Annotated in this window: 9 protein-coding genes; 7 read left to right on the top strand and 2 right to left on the bottom strand. The window is 57.6% G+C overall.

From position 1 onward, the window contains the following. Positions 1-5: 5 nt before the first annotated feature. The gene (locus CA51_RS16545; protein WP_145122343.1) at positions 6-11684 is read right to left on the bottom strand and encodes an FG-GAP-like repeat-containing protein; all 11679 of its coding nucleotides are present in this window, start codon (positions 11682-11684) and stop codon (positions 6-8) included. 325 nt (positions 11685-12009) lie between these two features. Here CA51_RS16545 and CA51_RS16540 point away from each other — a divergent pair, with 325 nt between their 5' ends. The 5 genes from CA51_RS16540 to CA51_RS16520 all read left to right on the top strand — a co-directional run bounded on the left by CA51_RS16540 (position 12010) and on the right by CA51_RS16520 (position 21599). Further along, positions 12010-13947, top strand: coding sequence for a preprotein translocase subunit SecA (locus tag CA51_RS16540; protein WP_145122342.1), 1938 nt, complete (start codon positions 12010-12012; stop codon positions 13945-13947). Between the two features lies 1 nt (position 13948). Next, entirely contained in the window at positions 13949-14827 is an 879-nt protein-coding gene (locus CA51_RS16535; protein WP_145122341.1) for an efflux RND transporter periplasmic adaptor subunit, read from the top strand. A 38-nt stretch (positions 14828-14865) separates the two neighbouring features. Next, on the top strand, positions 14866-16848 hold the full coding sequence (locus CA51_RS16530) for an efflux RND transporter periplasmic adaptor subunit (protein WP_145122340.1): 1983 nt from the start codon (positions 14866-14868) through the stop codon (positions 16846-16848). 70 nt (positions 16849-16918) lie between these two features. Then, entirely contained in the window at positions 16919-19153 is a 2235-nt protein-coding gene (locus tag CA51_RS16525; protein ID WP_145122339.1) for an efflux RND transporter periplasmic adaptor subunit, read from the top strand. 133 nt (positions 19154-19286) lie between these two features. Next, positions 19287-21599 carry a TolC family protein gene (locus tag CA51_RS16520; protein ID WP_145122338.1) on the top strand — a complete coding sequence of 771 codons (2313 nt, stop codon included), beginning with the start codon at positions 19287-19289 and terminating at the stop codon, positions 21597-21599. A gap of 55 nt (positions 21600-21654) precedes the next feature. Here the strand turns inward: CA51_RS16520 and CA51_RS16515 are convergent, their stop codons facing one another. Next, positions 21655-21945, bottom strand: coding sequence for a hypothetical protein (locus CA51_RS16515; protein ID WP_145122337.1), 291 nt, complete (start codon positions 21943-21945; stop codon positions 21655-21657). A gap of 410 nt (positions 21946-22355) precedes the next feature. On the opposite strand from CA51_RS16515, the gene guaB reads away from it, so the two are divergent. Both guaB and CA51_RS16505 read left to right on the top strand, forming a co-directional pair. Then, the gene (guaB, locus tag CA51_RS16510; protein ID WP_145124212.1) at positions 22356-23837 is read left to right on the top strand and encodes an IMP dehydrogenase; all 1482 of its coding nucleotides are present in this window, start codon (positions 22356-22358) and stop codon (positions 23835-23837) included. Positions 23838-23862: 25 nt separating this feature from the next. Further along, on the top strand, positions 23863-25326 hold the full coding sequence (locus CA51_RS16505) for a hypothetical protein (protein WP_197451242.1): 1464 nt from the start codon (positions 23863-23865) through the stop codon (positions 25324-25326). Positions 25327-25568 lie beyond the last annotated feature (242 nt).

The raw sequence follows: 25568 nt of genomic DNA, 5'->3' as shown, positions 1-25568 counted from the left end.
TGCGGCTAGGTCCCCAAACCCAACGGATTGTTGAGCGCGCGATGCGCTTGTTGCAACGAAAGCGACGGAGTGTCTCGGGTTACGCGTTGCACGGTCAATGGTTCGCTGGTTTGCGTCAGCGGTTGCAAGCTCTGGTAGGACGAATTGCTCGGGCCGATGCTAAGGCGTGAGCTATCGTGTCCGTAATTGTCTGTCAGTTCGATTTCGACACGATAATAGTCAAAGCTTCGCACGCCTTGGAACTGGAGCAACCAAGTTCCGCTGATGTCGGCGATCGTGAAGCTCTCGGCGATCAAACGCCCGCTGGAATCGTAGATCCGACCGACGATATGACTGCCGTAGCGGGCTTGTCCCGAAAGGATCGGTTCGGGAGCCAACGTATAGATCTGCTGGCTTAACGGTTGCCGGAAATCGACGCTGCCACCGGCGTAGACGCTGTCGCCACCTTGGCTTCCGTAGCGGTTTATTCCGCCGGCTGCAAATCGGCCGCTGTCGTCGCGGTCAAACCCGTTTTTCGGTTGGTGTAGATTGTCGAAAACGAACTGTGCCCGCACCTCGACTTGCAGCGTCGCGGTTGCGCTGCCGCCGTAGGGATCTTCGACAAGATAGCGGAAGCTGACCGTTCCGACATAATCCTTGTGCGGCGTAAAGGTCAGCGTGCCGTCGGAGTTGACGACCACGCTGGCGTTGTCGGGCTGCGAAATCACGATCACGCTTAATGGATCTCCATTGGAGTCGTATGCGTTTTCCAACACGGGAATCACGGTCGGTGTGTTGGGATCGATCGTGATCTTGCTGTCGCCAATCTGTGGTGGTTCGTTTTCTCCGTTGATCGTCACGATCACCTGTCCGGTGTCGGTGCCTCCTTGGCCATCGCTGATCGTGTAGGCAAACCCATCGAGCGCCGATTGACCAACTGCCAAGTCGTCGAAACGGCCGTTGGGATCAAAATCGATCGTGCCATCACCGTTCACGGTGACCAGTGCTCCGCTGGGAAGCGTGATCGGCACGCCAACGGAGAACGTGTTCCCGTTGATCCGAACGATCGTCAATGGATCGTGATCGGCATCGATGTCGTTCGACAAAATGTCGACGCGCGCGAGCGATGTTGTTTCGTTGGTGATAAACGCAGGGTTCGTGGGAACCACTGGATCGGATACCGCCACGGGTGCATCGTTGACGTTGGTGACCGTCCAGTGGAACGCTGCCGAAGTCGTGGTTCCCGTTCCGTCGTCGACAGTAAACGCAAAGCCATCGGTTGCTGTTTGGCTATCGTTGTGATCATAAGTGATCAAACCCGCTGCGATGTCGGCTTGCGTAAACGTATCACTTGCCGAAAGGGCGACCGCGTTGCGATAGAGCGTTCCGTTGACGGGAATCGAGTCGACGGTGTAGACCAGTTGCGCATTGGTGTTGTCGACATCGGTCGTCTGCAACATCGCTGTGGTGATCGTGTTGCCGGTCGAACCTTCAGCGACCGTTGTTCCCGTATTGACCGCTAATATTTGTTCGTCATTGACGGTGGTGATGTCGACGTCAAACGTTCCAAGCAGGATCGTCCCGCCACCACCGGTGCCTGTATTGCCAAGGTCGCGGATTGTCACGGTGATCGCGTCGGCAGTGGTGCCGCTGATGTGTTGAGTCGGGTGTTTGTATTTGAGCGCGCCAACGTTGTCCAAAAACGCGTTGAGCGCATTGAGAGAGCCCTGAAACAAAGCAATTGTGGGATCCAATGGGGCGCGCACAAGTCCCGGCGTCCCGCCATCTGTAAGCGTTCCACCGTTGGATGTGCTGATTGTCAGCACTAGATCGCCACCGTTGTGGTCGAGATCGCTGAGGTCGATCGACGAGAGGTCGATAGTACTGGAAACGTCTTCCGTCACCGTACCGGTAGTCGGAAAGCTGCCAGTGTTGCTTGGATCATCGTTGACGCTGGCAACCGTGATGTGCCGCGTTAACGTGTTGCTTTCATGTTCGCCGTCATTAACGGTAATGCTAACGGTCCGAGTCGCCGTGTCGGGGCGTTCGCTGGAATTGGTGTAGGTGACGCTGCGAAGTGCGGCCTGGTATTGAGCAATGGTTGCCGAACCGGTCAACGTCAACGTGCCGGTCCCCGCGTTCCATGAGCTGCTGATTCCATTCTGATCGGCAAGACTAAGGATGTCTTGGTCCGAATTATAGCCCGCAGTGACTTGGACTACTGCCGATTCAAGGTTTTCGAGATCGTCGTCGGACAGCGTCAGTGTCGACGTGATCGCCACCGCTCCGTCGTTTTCCGTGTAGGCGATTACAGCGGACTCGATCGACGCAAGCACCGGGGCATCGTTGACGTTGGTGATCGCCCAGTTGAACGATGCCGAAGTCGTGGTTCCCGTTCCGTCGTCGACAGTAAACGTAAAACTATCGGATGCTGTTTGGCTGCTGTTGTGATCATAAGTGATTAGCCCCGCAGCGATGTCAGCTTGCGTAAACGTATCATTGGCCGACAACGCGACGGCGTTGCGATAGAGTGTTCCGTAAACTGGAAGCGAATCGACTGTGTAGACGAGTTGCACGTTGGTGTTGTCGACATCGGTCGTCTGCAACATCGCCGTGGTGATCGTGTTGCCGGTCGATCCCTCGGCGACGGTCGCGCCTGTGTTGACGGCCAGGACTTGTTCGTCATTGACCGCGGTGATGTCGACGTTAAACGTTCCTAAGTCGATCGTTCCACCGCCGCCATTGCCAGTGTTGCCGTTGTCGGTGATCGCCACTGAGATTGTATCGGCATCGTTGCCGTTCAGGTCTGTCGTGGCGTGCTGATACTTGATCGCGGTTGTTGTGTTGAGGTACGTGTTTAGGTTGGCGAGTGTACCGGTCAACGATAGGGTCATTGATCCGCTGTCGGCAACCGTTACGCCACCCGAGGTCGTCGCCGTTAGCTTGCCGCCGGTGGATGTTGTCAGAGTCAATGTCAAGTAGCCGCCATTGTGATCGACGTCCGAAAGATCGATCGCTGACAAATCGATCGAACTCAAAACGTCTTCGGTCACCGTGACGTCGCTAGGCAAACTGCCCGCATTGGTCGGATCGTCGTTGATGCTGGCGACCGCGATGTTCCGCGAGACCGTGTTGCTGTTGTTATCGCCATCGTTGACAGTGAAGCTAACCGTGCGCGATGTCGTGTCGGGCAGTTCGCTGGAATTGGAGTAGGTGATGCTGCGAAGTGCCGATTGGTATTGCGCCAGCGTCGCCGTTCCGGTCATCGTCAGCGTTCCGGTACCCACGTTCCATGAGCCGTTGATTCCATTCTGATCGACAAAAGCAAGTAGGTCTTGGCCGTTAACATATCCAGCAGAAATTGTGACGAGTGCCGATTCGATGTTTGTATCATCGTCGTCGGCGAGCGTCAGCGTCGACGTGATCGCCGCCGCACCGTCGTTTTCTGTGTGGGCGAGCGAAGTTCCTTCGATCGACGCAAGCACCGGGGCATCGTTGACGTTGGTGATCGTCCAGTTGAACGATGCCGAAGTCGTGGTTCCCGTTCCGTCGTCAACTGTAAACGTAAAACTGTCCGATGCTGTCTGGCTACCGTTGTGATCATAAGTGATTAGCCCCGCCGCGATGTCGGCTTGCGAGAACGTATCACTTGCCGAGAGGGCGACGGCGTTGCGATAGAGTGTTCCGTTGACGGCAATCGAATCGACTGTGTAGACGAGTTGCACGTTGGTGTTGTCGACATCGGTCGTCTGCAACATCGCCGTGGTGATCGTGTTGCCGGTCGATCCCTCGGCGACTGTTGTTCCTGTGTTGACGGCCAGGACTTGTTCGTCATTGACCGCGGTGATGTCGACGTCAAACGTTCCGAGGTCGACGATCCCACCGCCCCCTGATCCGGAATTGCCGTTGTCGGTCACGTGGATCTGGATCGTGTCGGCAGCATCGCCATTTGTGTCGGGCGTGCCGTGCAGGTAGGTGATGTTGCTTGAGGTGTTCAGATAGCTGTTTAGATCTGTCAGGCTGCCAGTCAACGTTCTCACAGTGCTTGTTCCGCCGACTGTAATGCCCGCAGCAGCGGCAGCTGACAAGTTGCCGCCGGTACTGGTTGTGAGTGTCACCGTCAGGCTGCTGCTGCCCGCATCGGAGTCGCTTAAGTCGATCAGCGACAGATCGACTTCGCCGCTGAGATCCTCGGTGACGCTAATCTGGTTCGGTAGCGATCCGGTGTTGGCTGGATCATCGTTGGTGGCGATGATATCGATGGTCGTGCTGCCGATTGCCTGCTGCGGTCCGCCAGTTCCCTGGTCTCCCATGTTGCCATCGTCGAAGGTCCAATCGATCTGAACGCTTGCGGGCGGCGTGTCGCTGCTGTTGGCGTAGGCGATCGACTGAATCGCCGCGTTGACCTGAGCGTTAGTGACGCCCGCGGCGAAGGTGAGCGTCAGCGTTCCAGCGGTGTTGCTGTAGGTGCCGATGACGGCCGAGGAAAATTCGATGTTGCCAGTGGTCGTTCCGACGAAAGCCAAATTGCCCGTCGCACTAAACAGGTCGTCTGGACTGGCACCACCGTTGCTGGCGAGTGTCAGCGATGCGCCGCCGAAGTCGTTCAACACAGTCAGTTCCGCATCGAAGATTTTGACATTCGCGTCGAGCACGACGGGCGGGCCATCTTCGGTGAAGGTCGGGTTGCCGTCGAGCGTGTTGACCAGCGGACCTGGATCGCTCCCGTACCACGCTATCGTATTGTCGATGGACGACGCGTAAAGAATATCGATGTCGCCGTCGCCGTTGACGTCGGCGGTCGTGACAGAAATGGCTCCCCTGGCGTTGGTCGTGATCGCGTGCTTGGTAAAGTTTTCGGTGCCGTTGTTTTCGTACCATGCCACCGTGTTGTCGAAATACGACGTGGAAAGGACGTCGATGTCACCGTCACCGTCGAGGTCCGCCGCCGTCACCGATGACGCTGAGTCAGTGGTCGTGGTAATCACGTGTGTGGTGAAATTTCCGCTGCCGTCGTTTTCGTGCCATACTACTGCCTTGCCGTTGAACAAGGCCGAGAGGACGTCGATGTCGCCATCGCTGTCGACGTCCGCCACCGCGATGTTGTAGACTCCTATCGCTTCGGTAGTGATCACGTGCTTGGTGAAGTTTTGGTTGCCGTCGTTTTCGTGCCAAGCCACCGTGTTGTTGTCCCGAGATCCGTAGACGATGTCGATATCGCCATCGCCGTCGACGTCTGCCGTGGTCGCAGATCGCACGCCGTCAGCGGTTTTGGTAATCACATGTGTTGTGAAGTTTCCGTTGCCGTCGTTTTCGTACCATGCGATCTTGTCGTCATTGCGCGATGACGAGAGGACGTCGATGTCGCCGTCACCATCGATGTCAGCGGTGGACACCGAGGTTGCGAAATCGGTCGACGATGTGATCACGCGAGCTGTAAAGCCTTGGCTACCGTTGTTCTCATACCATGTGATCCTGTCGCTGAGGTGAGAGGAGGCGAGGATATCGAGATCACCGTCTCCATCGATGTCGGCAGTCGAGATGGAGGTGGGACCGCCGGCTGTCGTCGAGACAGCATGTCTGGTGAAGTTTCCGCTGCCGTCGTTTTCGTACCAAGCGACCGTGTTGTCGCCATGGGATGTGGTGAGGACGTCGATGTCGCCGTCCCCGTCGACGTCAGCTGTCGAGACAGAGGTTGCGCCGTCGGCATTGGTTGTGATGTTATGCCGGGTGAAGATTGGCGTGCCAGGAGCTACAAACGTCGGCAGGTCGTTGACAGCCGTGATCGCAATCTCTCGGCTTTGCGGGTTGCCATCACGGTCGCCATCGTTAACGTGAACGCTGACCGTTCGATTCGCCGTCGAAGGTTGTTCGCTGGTGTTCGTATAGGTGACGCTCCGCAAAGCGGATTGATATTGGGCGACCGTTGCCGTTCCGGTCAGCGTCAGCGTTCCGGTCCCCGAATCCCACGCACCAACGATTCCGTTCTGGTCGACAAAGTCCAATTGGTCTTGGCCAGCATCGTATCCCGCAGTGATCGCTACCACTGCGGATTCGAGCTGTGTGTCATCGACATCCGCAACCGTCAGGGTCGATGAGATCGCAACGGCTCCTTGATTTTCGGTGTAGCTGAGTGGAGCGGATTCGATGTCCGCTGCAACCGGTGGATCGTTAACGCTTGTTACCAACCATGTGAATCCTGCCGATGTTGTGGCTCCCTCGCCATCGTCAACGGTGAAGTCAAAGCTGTCGGAGAAGTCTTCGCTGCCGTTGTGATCGAATCGAATCAGGCCTGCATCGATGTCAGACTGAGTGAACGTATCGTTTGCCGACAGCGCAACTCCGTCGCGAAAGAGTGTTCCGTTGGTCGGAGCGCCATCGATGGTGTAGACAATCTCCGCTGCCGTGTTGTCGAGGTCGGTGGTCTGCAACATCGCCGTGGTGATCGTGTTACCAATGGAACCTTCGGCGATCGTTGCTCCGGTTTTGACAGCCAAAATCTGTTCGTCGTTGACTTCTGTGAATACGACGGTGGTCAGTCCCGTTGTAAACAATGACCCACCGTCTCCCTGGCCTCCCGAGTTCCCATCATCAAACGTCCAACGCATGTCGACATGCTCGGGCATTTCGTTGCCGGTGATTTCGTACGCGATCTGAGACAGGATAAAGTTGACATCTTTCAAACTGGGGACTTCTCCGTTTGCATCGGTGAAGGTGATGACAAGTTGCCCGGGCGTGGTGAGATCAAACGATGCGATCGATTGTCCGCGTTTGAGCAGCATTGTGCCATCGCGCGTGATACCGTTGCCATCGACAAACGAAAACAGATCCTCGCTTTTAGGTTCGATGTCGCGGGCAAGTGTCACCGTCGCACCGCTGAAGTTCCCACATCCACAATCGGTCTCTTCGAGTTCGGGGTCGCGGACCTCGAGGTCAGGGGCCAAGCGTACCGCTGGTTCCCCTTCGATGTAGCCGACCGAGCGTCCGAGTCCTTTGTGGATGTGGTTTTCATGCCATGCGATCGTATCGTTGCCAGAGGCTGCCGAGACGATATCGATGTCACCATCGCCGTCGATGTCGGCTGCGGTGACCGCCTTTGCTGCCGAAGCCGTCTCGCTGATCGAAAACTCGGTGAAGTTCTGGTTGCCATCGTTCTGAAACCAAGCGATCTTGTTGTCGGCTAACGACGCAGAGAAGACGTCGATGTCACCATCACCGTCGATATCCGCCGTTGAAACCGAAACCGCCCCATCGACGTTGGTTGTGATCGTATGCGCGATGAAATTTTCATCGCCATCATTTTCATGCCAAACCAACGCTTGAGATGCCGCCGAAGTGGATAGCAGGTCGATATCGCCGTCACCGTCGAGGTCGGCAAACGCTACCGCTCGAGCGGCAACGGACGCGGTCGAAACAATCCGCTTGGTGAAAGATTGGCCGCCATCGTTTTCGTACCACGCGATCGTGTTGTCGTTGGCGCTTGCCGAAAGAATGTCCAGGTCGCCGTCTTGGTCGAGATCGACGGAACTGACCGCCGCTGCGCCGTCGGCATCGTTTGCGATCACATGCTTGCTGAAGTTCTCGTTCCCATCGTTTTCGTACCACGCGACTTCATCGAGACTCTCCGCGGTGGAAAGCACATCCAGATCTCCATCGGCATCGAGATCGACTACAAAAATAGAGGTTGCTGTGCTGGCGAGAGTGGAGACAGTCCTTTGTGAGAAGCTTTGGTTCCCATCATTTTCGAACCAGATGATCTCGCCGTCATCATACGCAGCGGCGAGGATATCGATATCGCCGTCGTTATCGAGATCAGCCGCCGCAACCGATCGGACACCCGCGACCGACGTTGAGATTGAATGGGCAACAAAAGAACCGTGTCCGTCGTTTTCAAACCAAGCGACTTCGTTTGCCGTCGTCGCTCCGGAAATGATGTCCAGGTCACCGTCACCGTCGACATCTGCGGTTGTGACCGTCGAAGCACCCACTGCGTTGGACGCGACGACGTGGTTGTCAAATACCGTCGTCCCATCGCCAAAAGCAGGCGCGGAGTTGACCGGGAGGACCGTCAGAGTTAAGCGGTTGGTCTCGCGTTCGGACGTCGTCGTGTTAACCGCCGTCAGCGTCAACGTCGTGTCGCCATTGAAGTTGGTAGTTGGCACAAATTGAAGACCATCCAGAGCGATGTTGATATCTTCCAAACTGCCGCTGAAGGTCATCGATTGGTCCAAGATCCCGTCGTTTTCGGTGAAACTGATTCCGGGAGGTCGCGCACCCAGCGACAACACGCCGTGACTGACCGCCAGCGTGATTGCAAGTTGCTCGCCCGGATCATCCGCCACAGCGATCAGATTACCGTTGGCTGCGTTAAACAGCAGGGAACTGTTTTCGTAGAGTGTTTGTGTAACGGGTAAATCAAATGTCGTCAGCAAGTCTGCCGAGAACGAATCATCTAAAAAAGCGACAGTGCCATCGTAAAACCTCGCAAATTCAACCGTGCCATAATCGTTGTTGTCACCTTCATCTTGGCCAATCACGCTGTTGTCGCTGACTCGAACGTAACCGCTTGGATCTGTTCCGTTGTAATTCGCGTAGTCTAATGTGTAGTTTGCCACCGGATCGCTATACCGAACCGTGTCGATCCCAGCTTCGCCATGAGTGATGTCGACTCCCGTTCCCGTTCCGCCATCAAAAGTGTCATCGCCATCCCCGCCATACATCGTGTCGTTGCTGGTGCCACCTTCGATGTAGTCATTGCCAGCATCGCCATACATCGTGTCGCCGCCACGTCCACCGTAGATCGCATCGTCACCATCGCCACCCCAAATTGTATCGTTGTTATCACCTCCCCAAAGTATGTCGTTGCCAGCTTCACCGTATACGGTATCAGTGCCACCCCCTGCATCGATCAGATCATCGCCATCCCCGCCATAGATCGTTGTGCTGGCATTGCCGTCCATGATTGTGTCGTTGCCGCCATATCCATAGATCGTGGTCGGTCCGTCGCTGCCGGCATAATCGGTTTGGATCGTATCGTCTTGAGTACCACCGCGGATGTTTTCGACGCCAAAAAACAGTATGCCTCGGAAATCCCAGTTGAGTGCAGTCGCGTGCAGTTCGCTTCCTAGGTAGGTGGTGGAATACGAAAACACGTCGTAGATGGAATCGATCCCTGTTTTTTCCAAGGAAAATGTATCGGGAAGATAATAGGTAGATTCGCCGGTGCTGTAGAGATACAGGGCGTCGATAGCGCCATCGGTCCCGCTGTCGCAATAGATGTCGGGAGTGTTGTTCTTGTAGAGAAAGTAGATGTCGGCTCCATCACCGCCATCGACGATGTCGGTTTCACTGTCGTCCGCGACGCACAGGTTGTCATTGCCGGCACCTGCCAAAACTGTGTCGACTCCATTGCCACCGCAGATCGTGTCACGCCCACTGCCGGTTGTCAGGCGGTCGTTGCCGTCGTCTCCATTGACTGTGTTGTCACCATTCCCTGCGTCGATGATGTCATGGCCAGATCCTCCGTAAATGGTTTCGTTGCCATCGCCGGTTGTTATGGTGTCGTTTCCTTCGTTGCCATGGATAGTGGTCGGAGAACCTACGCCTGCGTAATCAAAGGTGATCGTGTCATCTTGCATTCCGCCGTGGATCTCTTCGACATATTGAAGTGTTATTCCGGTGAAATCCCAGTTCACCGAACTCGCGTGAGTGCTGCTGCCTAGGGTTGTCGTATAGCTTGTCGTGTAAGCGTCGTAGATTGTGTCGATTCCGCTCAGCGCTTGCGAGAATTCATCGGTGATGTGATACGTGGAGTCTGCGTTCGAGGTGAGGTGCAGTTGGTCGACGCCAGTTTTGCCCGAGTCGCGATAGAGATCAGCTGTGTTGTCGCTCTCGATGTAGTACGTGTCCGCGCCGTCACCTCCATCGATCAGGTCTTGCTGGTTGTCGTCGTCGGCATAGATCGAATCGCTGCCGCCACCCGCTAGGATCAGGTCGACGCCGTCGCCACCGTAAATCGTGTCGTTTCCATCACTCGCTGCGCTGTCGACCATTCGCACTCCTGCGATGATCGCACCAGCGGTTACGGTGCCGCTGGTCGCTGCGAACTGAATCGTGTGTGACGTGGCGGTTGCTGTGAACGTGTGCAGCTTGACTTGCCAATCGATGTTGGCCAGCGTGTTGCCAGGCGGCATCGAAACCTGCATCGTTTCCATCGCTTGTCCGACCACTCCCACTTCGAGCGTCTGAGAGCTTTCACCATCGGCTGCCATGAAAAATGCAAGGTTGTACGTCTTGCCGATCGTCAGTCCCGCGACGGTTCTGCTGATCGTTGCGTCGTTCAGATCGACAGCTCGTAATGTTGCGTCGTTGGGATCGTTTGGTAGAGCGATCCCCGAATCGGAGGCGAGGAAATCGACGTTGCCGGCGGATATTGTCCAACCGCTGTTGGATCCGCTGACGGACATCTGGGTTGTCGTAGCGGAGCTGTTGAAGTTGCCTTCGTCGATTAAGTCGATTCCGCCCAATAAGATGTCGTTGCCGCCGTTGCCGTGGATTGTATCGCCGGCCGCAGTCCCTTCCAAAATATCGGCCCCGGCAGTTCCGGTAATTGTTGCCAGGGTGCCGTACCAGCTGACGTCGAAGCTCCAGGAGGTGGCAAGGATTGTCGTGTCGATTGTTCCCAACACGTATTCCAGTTGCCAGTCGCCGCCGAGCAATTCGTGGCCGGTCGCGTCGTCGCTAGCCGCTACATCAGCAGCAGTTAACGCGGCGATCGCTTCGACCAACGTTCGTCCATCCGCGGTGCTGGCGAGGTCGCAACCGTAGATCAGTATGTCAGCATCGTGGGATAACGCGTCGCCCCACAGCGCGATGTCGCTCGCATATCCGGAAAGCGAATCGACGTCCAGAAAGGTGTCGCCGAGATCGATCCCACGTCCATCACCGTGACCGATCAAGTGCAACGCGTCGACTGAACTCTGCCGTGCCAAGGTGTCGCTGATCTGCTGGATCCCATCGGTCGACGGATCGATCCGGACGACGATCCAGTTAGTCGACGGATCTGCCGAACCCTGAAGTCCCGCTAACATCGTCGCTGCATCTTGGACGGCGCTGTCGATCACGACGACTTCGGTTCGCACAGTTGCTACCAATACGCCGCTCGCTGGATTAGGGGCTGACGGATCGTTGGTTTCCCCTGAGTGAACGGCCGCGGCTGCGGTGATCGTTGCTGGATCTATCGTGACGACATCCGCGGCGGCATTTCCCTCAGCGGCGGTTTCGATCAGGTGCACCGCGTCGTAGATCGTCCCATCAACTTGATTGCGATCGGCCAACGCGTCGGCGATCTGCGACAACGTGTCGATCTGCTTGTTCAGGAAAACGACGTCGCTCTCTCGGTTGCTCGTTAGGTCGGCTACCAAAGGCTCGTAACCGGCAACACGTTTGTCGACAAACACGATCTGCTTGGCTGAGGTCGGGCTTTCCGGACTTTGGTCGCCGGTTTGCGGGCCGTCGGCGGTCGCTTCAAACAGAGGCTCGTCTTGCGAAATCGCCGCTGGGTCGAGCGTACCGTCCGGAACACCGTCGAACATCACGCGATCCTCCAACACCTCCATCAACCGTTCCCGTTTGCGAAGCGATCTGTCGCGGTTGAATGCACTGCGAACCGAAGTCGTCGAGGTTGATGGCGTGTTGGTTTTCATGTGATGGTGATCGGGGGAGAGGATCCGGGAAACGGCTTGGTATCGAATCGGATTCGCGCGGCGATTGGCACAGAAGGCAGCTTCACTACTGAACTCTACGACGCAGCTAAACTAGGTAAGTGGATTCGTCGGGGACATCGGGATGCCTTGGTAACCTGAGTCGGGGCTGTAGCGATTGCACCGATCGCACAAGTTGCAAGCTGGCAATTTGACGATAGGGAGGTTCTTAACGGGGACGGAAATCTCATTTCGCGTTCTGTATGCAAAGCTTGTCTGGGTGAGCGTGCAGGCGCTCCATTTCGGACCAGCGACGCAGAGTCTTGTTATGAAACCATTGCCGATCACGCCCGATCGAACCGTCGCTGCAGTGCGCGATCAGCAACAGCGCTTCATGCGGTGGCCCGATGCTTTGTTGCAGTCGCGGACCGAACAGCTGCGAACCAAAATCAAATCGGAACAACGACACGCCCGTCCGCCAGCGAACTCGCGTTTCTGGCAGCGTTGGTGGCAACCGACAGCATCCGATGCGATGATCGAAGCGCACGGGTTGATGGCAGAAGCCGTGCGGCGGACGACGGGCAAGCTGTTTTACGACGTTCAGCTGCAAGCCGGCTGGATTCTTTCGTCCGGTTCGATCGCCGAAATGCAGACGGGGGAAGGCAAGACGCTGACGACCGGACTTCCCGTTTTTTGGCAGGCCTTGGCTGGACGCGGTTGTCATGTTAGTACCGTCAACGAATACCTGGCTCGCCGCGACTTCGAAACGCTGCAACCGAGCTTCGATCTGTTGGGGCTGACTGTCGGACACATCAACTCCAAGATGGGAGTTGTCGAAAAACAGCAGGCCTATCGTTGCGATATCACCTATGGTCCTGGTTATGAATTTGGTTTCGATTTCCTTCGCGATCAGATCGCTCTTCGGTCGGCGCCGCGTCGAAAACTAGGAATGGAATATCTGGCTCATTTGCGCGGCGAGTCGGTCGAACAAAAGAACGCCTTGATCGGCCGCCGACTCGCCTTTGCAGTGATCGACGAAGCCGACAGCGTCTTGATCGACGAAGCGACAACTCCACTGATCCTGAGTGGTCAAGAGACTTCGCCACGCGTTGGCGGTTCCCAAATCGAAGCCTATTTCGCCGCCGACCGGATTGCGCAGCAACTGCAATCGGGCGAAGACTACCGCGTCGCGTCGGTCGATCGCAGCATCGAACTGACTCCCACAGGTTGGTTCCGAATCCATCAACACTTCGCCCAATCACCACAGCTGCGGCTAGCTCGAGCTTGGTCGTGTTACGTCGATAACGCGCTGCGTGCGCGTCAGATCTTATGCCGCGACGTCGACTATGTCGTCCGCAACGGAAGCGTGGAGATCGTCGATCAGAACACGGGCCGCATCCATCCCGATCGCAGTTGGCGAAACGGTTTGCACCAAGCGGTTCAGGTGAAGGAGCGAGTGGCGGTTGTGGCCGAACAACAAACGCAAGCTCGGATCACACGACAACGATTTATCTCGCAATACGATGCGATTTGCGGATTGACGGGAACCGCACAAGCGGCCGCTGATGAATTGAAAGACTTCTATCGTTTAAGTGTCGTCAGCATTCCGACGCATCGACCCTGTCACCGGATCGGACTGCCGAGTCGCTATTTTTCCAACCTGCGATCGAAGCAGGCATCGATTGTCGCGGAGATTCGGGCGCGGCATGCCCATGGTGCACCGATGCTGGTTGGCACGCGAACGATCGCGGAAAGCCGATCGATCTCCGCGGCATTGCACTCCTGTGGCGTTCCGCATCGCACGCTCAACGGCGTTCAAGATGAATCCGAAGCCGATCTGATCGCTCTCGCCGGCCAGCCCGGATCTGTCACGATCGCTACCAACATGGCCGGCCGCGGTACCGATATCGGATTGAGCGATGCTTCGCGCCGCCGCGGCGGGCTGCATGTGATCGCGACCGAACACCATCCCTGTTCCCGCGTCGATCGTCAATTGATCGGCCGCGGGGCGCGACAAGGCGATCCCGGTTCGTACCAGTTTTTCGTTTCCGCCGAAGACGAATTGTTTGATCAGACACCCCAGCTGGCCGAATCGATCGCCGCGCGATGCGAAGGGGCTCCCGACGCCCAGCACGACTTCTCTTCCCAAATCACGCGACTGCAGAACGATCTGGAACACCAAGCGTATCAGCGGCGGGCGCAATTGAACCGCGCCGACCAATGGCTCGATCGCGTCCTCGAAACCGTCGCCAAGGAGGCTGTTTAATATGTGGAAGCTCAGGAAATGGTTCGCCTCGCGAATCGTAAACGTCTCGCTGGCCGGGGTGATCCTGGCGATCGCCCCCGTGGTGGCTGCCGATCCGCTGACCAACCAAGCTGCCAACGGCGGCTACGATGCGTTTACCGAACCTCTTCAAAGCATCGATGTCGCCGCGGCGGAACCGGGCCGGATCGCCCAGGTGTTCGTCAAGCCAGGGGCTCGTGTCGAAGCCGACGCGCTGTTGATGACGCTCGATACTCAGGTGCTTCGTGCGACCCGAGCGATCGCTGTCGTGCAGGCGGAAACGACGGCGGAAGTCGATTCGCTGCGGATCGAGCACAAGCGGCTCGAACACCGCTACCAACGTTTGTTGGAATTGCGGTCTCAGGGAGCTGGCAGTCCGGACGAAGTGCTGCACGCCGAAACGGACGCCAAGATCGCTCAGCTGCGTGTGCAGACGGCTCGCGACCGGCAGCGGATCGCCGAGCTGGAGATCGCCGAGATCGATGCTCGGATCGCAATGAAAGAGATTCGCAGCCCGATTGCCGGGATCGTCACCGAAGTCGTTCAGGATGTCGGCGAATACGTCGCCGGTTCCGAACCGACCACCGTTCGCGTGGTCGATCTCAGCGCACTGCGAGCCGTCTTCTATCTGCCAACATCGCTCGCCACGCAGATGCAGATCGATCAAACACTCACGCTCCAGTTCACCGATTCGGACGAGACGGTGAAGTCTACGATCCGCCATATCGATCCGGTAACCAACGCCGAAAGCGGCCGCGTCGGGGTCGAGGTGATCATCGCGAATCCCAACAATCGGTACCGCAGTGGCCTCCGATGTCGACTGGATGGATCGCACCACTCTGTCTCTCCAACGCCAAATTAAACTTCGCTCAATCGCCCAACGACTACTGATACATCGCCATGACCAGCCCTCCGATTTCATCGCCCGCCGAGTCCGCAACCGCTTCCTCATGGTCCGCTGCCACGGTTGTCGCCCGCGACGCCAGCCGACCGCCGGCGCAAGCATCGTCGCCCGAAGCGCAGGGAGTATCCGATCTCAGCGAGCTTCGTCTCGATCAACTACTGCGTGCGCTCACTCGGCATGTCCATGACGCAAAGAACTTGCATCAGTTTGCCGAAGCGACGCTGGTTGAACTCTGTCGTTCTGGGATCGCGATCGGCGGAACCTGGCATCTCCATTCGCCCACCGAAGATCCAGCCGCCGTTGCCGAACCGATTGCCTCGCAGATCCCCAATGAAGCTCTTGCGGAAGAAGCGACGCAGCAGTGGTTGCACGAATGTCGGATGGCACTGCAAAACGATGCCGAAGCGCAAGTCTTCGCATCGCCGCAAATCCAAGGCCTTCATGCCGCGTGTATTGAGTCGACTCTAGGGGACCAGCGTTACGTGGTCACATTGCTTGCAATCGCCTCCACGGTGGAAGAGCTCCGGCGGGCGATCCAGTTGCTGCCGATCGTTACAACCGCGTGGCACTTTTGTCGCGAAGCGATTGCATCCCACGATGATCTTCGCATCACCGCCGCGCTCGTCGATCTGGTTGCAACGGTTCAAACGTGTCCCACGTTGGACGAGGCGTGTCGGTCGGTCGTCGGCCAGTTGAAGCGACATTTGGATTGCAAGTTCGTCGCCCTCAGCCTGCTGCCGGGGAAGGGTCAATCTGCGAAGGGACGATCCAAACCGCTGCGGTTGGCGACGATTTCCGGTCTGGAGCACTTCGATCCCAATTCGACTTTGGCACAGACGATCGAAGCAGCTCACGATGAATGCGGCTTGCGCGATAGCGTGACCAGTTGGCCGCCACTGGCTCCCAACCGTCGCGAGCTGTCGATTGCTCACCGCCAGATCGTCGACTCCGTCGGCGTGGAGCTGATCGTTTCGACTCCGCTGCGAAACCACGACGGTCAGGTCGTCGGCGTCCTCAGCGTGGCCGGTGCGTTGCTTTCGGTCGGAAGTCCCGGAACGCAGAATCTATTGACCGCGCTGTCGCTGCCGATCGCATCGGTGCTGTCGATCAGCCGCCGCGCCCAACCGTCGGGCATCCGCCGATTCCTGAGTCAATTGGCGGCCCAATCGATGGCGACGCAGCGGAATCTGTTGCTTGCCTTGGCTGCCGCGATCCTCTTCACGCTCTGTCTTCCCTGGCCCTATCGCATCGCTTGCCGCTGTCGTTTGGAACCCGAAGCCAAACGTTTTGCAGTCGCTCCGTACGATGGGACGCTTGAAACGACGTTCGTGCGACCGGGAGACCGCGTCGAGGTCGGCGATGTTTTGGCCAGGATGGAACAACGCGAGATCAAATGGGAACTGGCCGGTGTCGTCGCACAGCAGGAGCGTGTCCGGAAGACGCTCGATAGCCACATGGCGAATCACGAAACGCCCAAGGCGATGATCAGTGAAGCCGAACTGGCCGAACTGGCCGCTCGCCGCCAATTGCTCGAATACCAACGCGACAACATGGAGATTCGATCGCCCGTCGCGGGCTTGGTCCTTTCGGGCAGTCACCAGCGGCGCGAACACTTTCCCGTCGGCATCGGCGAAAAACTGTATGAGATCGCCGAGATCTCGCCGTTGCGGGTCGAAGTGGGAATCCCCGCCGAAGACATTGCGCATGTAAAGGTCGGAATGCAGGTGCAGATTCGCCTGCACTCCGAACGGCTGCAACCGATCGTTGGCAAACTGGAATCGATTCGGCCGCGCGCGGTCGTCCGCCAGCAACGCAATGTCTTTATCGCGGAGCTCAGCGTCCCCAATCCCGATGGCAAGCTGCGTCCGGGAATGGAAGGAGACGCTCGGATCGTAACCGCCCGCCACACGCTTGCTTGGAATTGGTTCCACAAACCGTGGCAGCGTTTTGTCGCTTGGTGGTCGTTGGCTCTCGCATAGACCAGCGCTCCCGTAGACGCTTCGTTTTTAGACGCTCAGCGAAATAACAAACAAGAAGGTAGACGCCGGTATGGGATCCTTGACGGCAACATCCGATTCGCTCTCGCCTGACGCGCAGCACAGTTGCGTCGATCTGGGCGGCGTCGTGCTGACGCTGCGCGACGATCTGCGGTTTACGTTGCAACACGATGGATCTGCCGATACGTATTTGATCGAAGATCCCGTGCGGACGAAGTTCTATCGCGTGGGAATCTCGGAGTTCACGTTCATCTCGCTGCTCGATGGCTACGTTTCCATCGCCGAAGCCCATGGATTGGCCTCCTCGGCGTTGGCTGCTGAAGCACTCGCCGATCACGAGATGGCGGGACTGTGTCGGTGGTTAGTCGAAAATCAATTGGCGTCGACTCCCGCATCACTATCCTCCTGCCGAATGGCACAGCAGGGAGGGCGGGAGCGGTTGCGGAAACGATTGGCCAGTCTGAGTCCGATCAGTCCGAAACTGCGGCTGGGCAATCCCGATCGGGCAATCGGGGCGATCGCTCCACTGTTAGGATGGTGGTTTTCGCCGTTCGGATTTTTAGTCTGGATGCTGGTCCTTGGATTCGGCCTGATGTCGCTGTTGGGTGCTGCGGATCGGATCGACCAATCGGCCCAAACTGTGATCGACCGGAACAATTGGATCTGGCTCGCAGCGACTTGGTTTCTATTGAAACTGGTTCACGAATCGGCGCACGGGTTGGCCTGCAAACGGTTTGGCGGATCGATTCGCGAGTTTGGCATCATCTTATTCATGCTGATTCCGCTCCCCTACGTAGACGTTACGTCGGCTTGGCGATTCCGCTCGCGATTGCACCGGATTCTGACATCGGCCGCTGGCGTGATGGCTGAATTGATGATAGCTGCGTTGGCGGCGATTTTGTGGAGCCGATCGTCTTCGCCGCTGGTGACGCAACACGCGTTTAACGTCATGCTTTCGGGCAGCTTGATCACATTGTTGTTCAACGCCAATCCATTGATGCGGTTCGATGCCTACTACATCCTGACCGACTGGCTGGGAATGCCGAACCTCGCCACGCACGCCAGTCAGATGTTGCGTACCGCGGCGCGGAAGTTCTTTTTCGGAATCGATGGCAGCATGCCACACGGACAGCTACGTTGGCCGTGGTTCGTCGCCGGCTATGGCGTTGCCGCTTTGATCTGGCGGATCGCGATGTGTGTTGCTTTGTTGATCGCTGCCGAACGGATGCTGTGGGGCGCGGGGCTGGTGTTGGCAATGTTTGCCGCGGTGCTTTGGTTTGTCTTGCCGTTGGCCAAGGCGATCCATTTTCTGATTTGGGGCACCAGCAGTTGCCAGCCGGACCGCCGACAGTTTGGCAAAGCGATTGCGATCGTGTCGCTTCTTGTTGCTAGCATTCTGTCGCTGCCGTGGTACGGCCACTCGCGAGTCCCTGCGATTGTCGACTATGAACCGATGGTTCAAGTTCGCGCCCCGACAAAGGGCTTTGTCAAACGTGTCGCTGTCCGCAGCGGTCAATACGTTCGCGCCGGCCAGGTGCTGGTGGAACTTGAAAACCAGCCGCTGCAATGGAAGACAGCCGAGCTGGCCGCGCAAGCCGAACAATCACAGGTCCGCGCTCGCGTCTATGCTGCATCGCATCGGACGGCGGCATGCGAAGTGGAACTGCAACAGCTTGCCGCGATCGAAGCTCAACTGGAAGATCGCAGGCAGATGCTAGCGAACCTGGTGATCCGGGCGTCCGATTCCGGAATTGTGATCGGCGACGCGATCGAATCGTTGCAGGGAACCTACGTTGCGACCGGCGAATCCTTGATGACGCTGGGGCCTGCGGGCCGGCGGCGAGTTCGCGCGCTCGTGCCGCAGCGAGAACTCGAATATTTCGTCTCGCGAGTCGGTCAGGATGTCCGCGTCCAAATCGATGGCAGCCCGGGGAGCGAAGGTTGCTTGGAACACGTCGATCCGCGCGGCGACACACATCTATCCCACGACGCGTTAAGCGCAGCGGCGGGGGGCGCGATCGCGACCTCCACCAACGATCCAGGGGACGGCCGATCCGAGAAAGGGATCGCGGTCGACGCGTCGGACGATCCCGAATCTCGCGGCTTTGAAGCGACCGAGACCTACTTTGCAGCGACTGTGCGGGTCGATCAAAGCATGCTGCAGAATCAGCTCGGGGCAACCGGTTGGGTTGGCTTTCGCTCGCACCGCGGTACTGTCGCCGCAGTGCTGTGGGATCTGGTTTGCAAATGGGACGCCAGGCGGCGGCAAACACTCCAATCGGGGTGAGGCTGCGGTCTATAGCGGTTTTCGCATCTGCAGCCGTTGTTCAGGGAGTTTTGCTAGGGCTGGCGATTGCTTGCCTAGTAAACCGATATGTTGCCAAGGTCACTTAGCCACTCCCAATATTTCGGACACTCCAATGCAACGGTACCGTAGCCTTCTGAGCGCCATCGCGATCGCGATCGGAATCAGCGGAGAGCTATGCGCCCAACGTATCGACCGCTCCACGCAACCGATCGCCTCCGAAGGAAGTGAATCGATTCAACAGTCGACCGCGCAGCCCTCAGAACTCTGGTCGCCCAAGGGGTTATCGACCCGCAGCCGTCAGTTGGAATACCGTCCCGAGAACGATGTTGTCACCGTTGCACAAAACGCTTCGCCCGCGTCGGCAGATCGTCCCGATGTGAAGAAGGTCGATCCAAGTCTGTTCCGCGATCCCGCCATCGAACCGGTAAAGAATCTCCCCACCGATTACCCGCCAGTGCGGCATCGCATTTATCCCGATTCTTCGCCATGTCCGAAGCCTGAAAATCCAGACGACGACACGGCGGTGATCGTGCTGGTTCAACGCGAACCTGATCGGGTAGCGTCGCGCAATATCAAACCCGAACCGACACCTGAACCGCTTCCGGAGCGACTGTTTCCCGAACCGCGAGTCGCTTCGCTGCACACATTTCAGGCGCCGACGGCGTCGCCTGTGCAACCTGCGCCAACGGCGACTCAGGTCTCGATGGCTCCCCGGTCGCAGCTTCACCCGCCGGTCGTGGCGCCACAAAATACCGAACCTCAATTACCGGCAGAGCTCCTGCCACCGTTACGGTCGGTGAGTCCCCAGGGGCAGCAAGCGGCAGTGCCGTTGCCCCCGGGGAATCCCGAGGCGGCCCCCGCTGCAACCGATGAACTGCTGTTGGTCCCCATCGATACGCCTTGGTGGGAAGCGCTTGTGGCTCGACCGCTGCGGCCCGATACGTCGCCGCTGTCGGTGACGCTGGAACAATTGATCGTCGGTGCGTTGAATCACTCGAATCAAATCAAGGTCTTTTCAAAGTTGCCGTTGATTCGTGCAACAACCGTCGGCGAAGCTGATGCCGCCTTCGATTGGAATTCGTTCCTCAGCAACCGCTGGGACGACATCAGCGATCCCGTTGGCAGCACTCTAACAGTTGGCGGTAACGCCACGCGATTCAACGACCATAATCTGTCGGGAGCCGCCGGATTGCGCCGTCAGACTCACAGCGGTGCACAAGTTGAAATGTCCCAGCGGCTCGGCTGGCAAGATAACAACTCCAACTTTTTTGTCCCCGCACCGCAGGGAACATCGCAGTTGACATTGCGGATGAGCCAGCCGTTGATGCGTGGCCGCGGCACCGTCTACAACAACTCGATCACCGTGTTGGCTCAGATCGACCGCCGACAAGCCGACGACGAATTTCAACGCCAGCTGCAGGGACACCTTCTGGAAGTTATGCGCAGCTACTGGGAACTCTACCTGGAACGAGGCGTGTTGCTTCAGAAGCTGCAATCGTATCAGCGAGCCGCCGAGATCGCGCGACAGTTGGAATTGCGGGCTCAACTGGACGCATCGGAGAGTCAACTTGTTTCGGCCCAAGCAACGCTCGCGCAACGTCGTTCGGATTTGTTCCGGGCTCAATCGGCAGTCGTCAATGCGGAGAGCAAGATCCGCGCTTTGGTCAACGATCCGGCGCTCGACACTTCGGACGCCTGCGAGCTGATCCCTGCCGAACCACCATCGATCGAAACCTATCTGGTCGACATGGAACTCCAGCGGGCACTCGCGGTTCAGAACCGCCCCGAGATCTCGCAAGCGATCAAACAGATCAAATCGGCCAGCGTGCGATTGAATATGTCCAAACACGAACTGCTGCCGGTGCTGAACCTCGTCACCGAAGCGTATGTCAGTGGTTTGCAAGGCGATGGCGACGTCGCCGCTTCGCTGGCACGCCAGTTCGATACCGGAGCGGGCAGCTATGGAGTGGGATTCGAATACGAATTACCAGTCGGAAATCGCGGCGCGAAATTTCGCAACCGCCGCCGAATGTTGGAGCTGAGCCAATTGCAGTACCAATACAAATCGACGCTTTCGACGGTTCAGTTGGAAGTCGAAATCGCGGTCCGCGAATTGCAAACCTCGCAGCGCGAGATGACTGCAAAGTTCGAGGCGCAACAGGCGCGAACGCGGCAACTGGAGACTCTCATGCAGCGCTGGCAACGCAATATGAACGATGCCGTCACTGGAAGCTTTGCCTTGGAAAATCTGCTCGATGCCCAGGAACGCGTTGCACAAGCGGAGTTCGAATATTTGCAGAGTCAGCTGACCTACAATCTGAGTATCGGAAACCTACATCGCGCCACCGGCACGCTGTTGCAATCCGAAGAGGTCAGCCAATATCGTGTCAGCGATTTTGAACCGGCTCGAGGGACCGCCAGGTAATCATCGACGCCGGAACGTGGTTCCAATTACGCCGCGGAAAAACAGCGTTGGAAAGCTACTTGCCTTTCAGCAGTACCGATTTGATCAAGCCGACGATCACCATCAGCACTCCCCCACCAACGCCGCCGGAGGCAATGCTGCCGAGGACCGTGCCGATATCGAGCGATCCGCCGGGCGCCGCTGCGATTCCAAGCATCCCCAACAATTGGCCTCCCAAGCCGCCGCCGAGAATCCCGGCGATCGAATTGCCGATCAGGCCTAGATCAAGCTTTTTAAAGAGGGATCCGGTTAGATTGCCACCAACCGCTCCGGTCACAAGCTGAATGATCAGCGGTAAAAATTGCATCGTTTGTCATTCCCATGTGTGGATACTTGATTCGGTTAGGGGGGGCATAAACAATAGGCGCAAACCCGCCTCGCAACCCGCAACCTTGCGGATAGCGATCACCGAAATTGGTGGTCAGTCGGCGTCGCGTTTTCAGCCACCAGCGGCCTGAGACCGGTTTGGGAAAGGCCCAGGCTTTCTGAGTCTCGCGGGCGATGCTGATGCGGCGGCTGTCGTTCGATCGCCCGGAAACGGCTCTGCTGGCAATGTCTGGATCGGCATTCGGACCTCCCCGTCGGGGGCGGGTGAACGCTGCGGATTCCTCTTTGCAGCAAACGTGTTTGTGTTTGTTGGGCGTTGCCACTTTGGGCAGGTGGCTCCATAATCGACCATGATTGTTGCCCGATCCCCCCAAACCGATCTTTGATGCGATGTCCCAAGAGAAACTGATCCAAGAAGGCTTTACGTTCGACGACGTGCTGCTGACGCCCCAATACAGCGCCGTTGTTCCGTCGGAAGTCGATACCAGCACACACCTTACGTCCAATATTCGGCTGCAAATTCCGCTTATCAGTTCGCCGATGGACACGGTCACCGAGAGCGAGATGGCGATCGCATTGGCCAAGGTTGGGGGGCTCGGAGTTATCCACAAGAACCTCTCGATCGAAGCGCAGACCGAAGAGGTGTTGAAGGTGAAACGGAGCGCCAACGGAATCATTTTTGATCCCGTCACGCTCCACCCCGACGAAAAGGTCAGCCGCGCACAAGAGCTGATGGACCAGAAAAACGTCTCGGGGATCCCGATCGTCTACGCCGACGGCAAGCTGGCGGGGATCTTGACCCGGCGAGATCTTCGTTTCCTAGAGTCGCCAGACCGCCTAATCAGCGAAGTCATGACTCATGAGAACTTAGTGACGGCTGTAGGGAATGTAACGCTTGAGGAAGCTGAGCGGATATTAACGGAAAAAAGAGTAGAGAAGCTTTTGCTGGTTGACGAAGAAAGGATACTGACGGGACTTATAACGATCAAAGACATCGACATGATGCAGCGTTTCCCCAGCGCCAGCAAAGACGGCCAAGGCCGATTGCGGGTCGGGGCGGCGATCGGTGTGCACGATTACGAGCGTGCCGAAAGCCTGATCAACCAAGGGGTCGACATCCTCACGGTTGATAGTGCTCATGGACATTCGAAGAACGTTATCGAGACCGTCAAGAAACTTAAGCAACAATGGCAGATCGACTTGATCGCAGGCAACGTGGCTACGGCCGACGGAGCTCGCGATTTGATCGATGCTGGCGTCGACGCGATTAAGGTGGGGATCGGACCTGGTTCGATCTGCACGACTCGCGTGATCAGTGGCGTTGGTGTCCCTCAAGTGACAGCGATCATGGAAGCTGCTCGCGTTGCAAATGAAAGAAACATTCCCATCATTGCCGATGGCGGTATTCGATTCAGCGGAGACATAACCAAGGCGATTGCAGCGGGTGCAAAAGTCGTGATGATTGGCAGCTTGTTTGCCGGTCTGACCGAAAGCCCCGGAAAGATGATCCTGTACCAAGGGCGGACGTTTAAAGCGTACCGTGGCATGGGATCGATCGGTGCAATGGCTCAGGGTTCGAGCGAGCGATATCGTCAGAGCGCGACCGAGAGTGGAAAGCTGGTCCCCGAAGGAGTCGAGGGCCGCGTTCCGTTTAAGGGACCGCTTAGCGAATACGTCTTCCAATTGGTTGGCGGTTTGCGGGCAGGGATGGGTTACATCGGCACACAGACGATTGAGGAGCTGCGGACTCGCGCACGCTTCATCAAAGTCTCGGCTGCAACCGTCCGGGAGAACCATCCGCATGATATCGCGATTACGCAGGAAGCACCGAATTACAGCCCCGAAGTTCATCACTCGGGCGATTCGAATTAGTCGATGGATGTCGTTGGCGGCAGCCATGCCGCTGGCAGCTCTAGAGACGCTCCCGGCCCAGGCTCAAGTAACTTGGGACACGCCCCGAGCGGCCCAAACGCAAGCCGCTCCACGCACCACAACCGCTTCGCGGTTTGATGCCAGTTTTTCTAACGCGACATCCGACACTTCGGTTGTCGCCCGCCGGCCCAGCCAACCGCAGCCGGCATCGAGCCAGCCAAACAAGCTGCAATGGCGTTCTTCGGATCGCGTCGCGCCACGCACCTTTGCTTCGGGCAGCAAGACCAACTTGTCCGCCGACAACGGTCCCGTGATGCGTGTTGCCTATCAACAGGAAGGGGCGGTCCCGGACGATCTGTTCGGCGAGCAACCCGGCTCCAACCGGCAAGCTCCCGGCAGCGATGCCGACCCGTTCGACAACGATGTCTTCGGCAATCCATTTCAGGCACCACCAGCGGCGACTCCCGCTCCGGTTTCGCCTCCCGCTGGCGGCAACGCCCCCGATGCGTTGCGGATGCCCGAGCTGAGCCAGCCAAACGAAGCGGCGCCGGAATTGCCACCCGCTGTTGCTCCCGCGCCGCAGCCCGAACAACCGAGTCCGTTGTTGCCGCCGACCAATGATCAGCGCGACAACCTCGATGAATCGAAGCTCGATATGCTGGATAACAACCCGTTCAAGCGGGGCCCTGCCGGCGAGACTGACAGTCCTTCGGACCGCCAGGAAGATTCCCAACCGACCGAACCTGAATCCGAACCCGATTTTGTGCCGCGTCGTGGATTTGGCATCACGCCTCCTCAACCGCGAACCAACCTCTCCTGCGAAGACCTTCGTCAGGAAGTTGCCAGCCGCACGATCAGCCGGATTTCGTTGGACATTTCGCCAGCCTATCGCCCCGACGTGTTGGACGACAAAAAATTTGCCGAGCTGCGTTCGGACTTCGAGAAGAATCAAAAGCCTCGTGATTGGCGAGGCGTCGACGGATCGTTGTTGGGCCGTGGAACGCTGTACGATTTGAGCTACCAAGATGTTGTCTTGCACACCGAATCGGGCGGCACCCAAAAGATCGACATCTCGCGACTGAGCGAAGCCGATTTGGCCTTCCTGTCGAAGGAATGGGGCTTGCCACGCGTATGCCGCATCGCTCAGGTTGCTTACCAACCGCGTAACTGGGTTCCTTCGACGATGACCTGGAAGGCCTCCAACCTGTGCCACAACCCGTTGTACTTCGAAGAGGTTCAACTGGAACGTTACGGTCACAGTGCCGGACCGCTGAAGCAACCTTTGATCTCGACAGCTCACTTCTTCGTCAACATCGCCGTGTTGCCGTACAAGATGGGCATCCACGCACCGGACGAATGCCAATATGCCCTGGGCTATTACCGACCGGGCAACTGTGCTCCTTACATGTTGCCACCGATTCCTCTGAGCCTCCGCGGAACGTTGAGCCAAGCGGCGGTTGTCGCCGGCGGGTTCTGGTTGATCCCGTAACTTCGCTCGCTGCGTAGCAGTCCGATCGAAAAGCAAACGAGATGGGCGATTCCACGGTATGACCGCGGGATCGCTCTTTTTTCGTAGAGATGCGTGTATGCTTTAGGACTTCTAGTTGGCGGTTTGATTGCCGATTCTCGATCCTGCGAATACTCGGAGAGACCGATGCAAGAAGAAGCTTCGCAATTGCGAGCCCCTAATCCTAAGCGAGTTCCGGTGCATTTCAGCAGGCTCACCCGAAG

It is taken from the genome of Rosistilla oblonga, from assembly GCF_007751715.1.
GTDB lineage: Bacteria > Planctomycetota > Planctomycetia > Pirellulales > Pirellulaceae > Rosistilla > Rosistilla oblonga.
This window is presented reverse-complemented; position numbering and strand designations above follow the sequence as displayed.